Origin of the sequence: Rhodoplanes sp. SY1, from assembly GCF_046000175.1 — a bacterium.
GTDB lineage: Bacteria > Pseudomonadota > Alphaproteobacteria > Rhizobiales > Xanthobacteraceae > Rhodoplanes.
Genome location: NZ_JBEOMB010000258.1, coordinates 1 through 540 on the forward strand (window position 1 = coordinate 1; position 540 = coordinate 540).

Consider the following 540-nt stretch of genomic DNA (forward strand, 5'->3'; position numbering starts at 1 on the left):
GAAGAAACGCAAGCCGGTCACCGACCGCGCCGACGGCGCGCGAGGCCGCCCCTCACCGAGATCGAAAGCGGACGTCGGAATCGCGTCCGAATCGCCGACCAAGAATCGATAAGAAATCAACATGATAGGGTGGTCGGGGCAGCAGGATTCGAACCTGCGACCTGGAGTACCCAAAACTCCCGCGCTACCAGGCTGCGCTATACCCCGAAGCCGAGAAAGCTCAATCGTGCAGTACCGGGCAGGGCATGCCGGGTCAAGCGGCGGTGGCGCTTTCACCGCAGCACCGCATGGGCCGCCGCCTCGTCGGTGATCAGGACGTGGACGAGCCCGGCCGCGATCGCGAGGCGCTGAGGCGAGAGGCCCGTCACCACCACGGGAGAGGCGCCGAGCGCCTTGCCGACCGCGGCGACGAACAGGCCGATCGGCCCCTCGCCGATGACGACCAGGCTCTCGCCGGCGACGAGCCCGCCGATCTCGGTGAGCGCATACATGGCCGTGCCGGCCGTGACGACCAGGGTGCCGAGCTCGTCGGAGATGTCG

1 tRNA gene and 1 pseudogene are annotated in these 540 nt (G+C 68.0%); both read right to left on the bottom strand.

The window, feature by feature from the left end:
• Positions 1–130 precede the first annotated feature (130 nt).
• A tRNA-Pro gene (locus ABTU92_RS28980) sits at positions 131–207 on the bottom strand.
• Between the two features lie 65 nt (positions 208–272).
• Positions 273–540, bottom strand: a pseudogene (locus ABTU92_RS28985) (alcohol dehydrogenase); the annotation flags it as partial.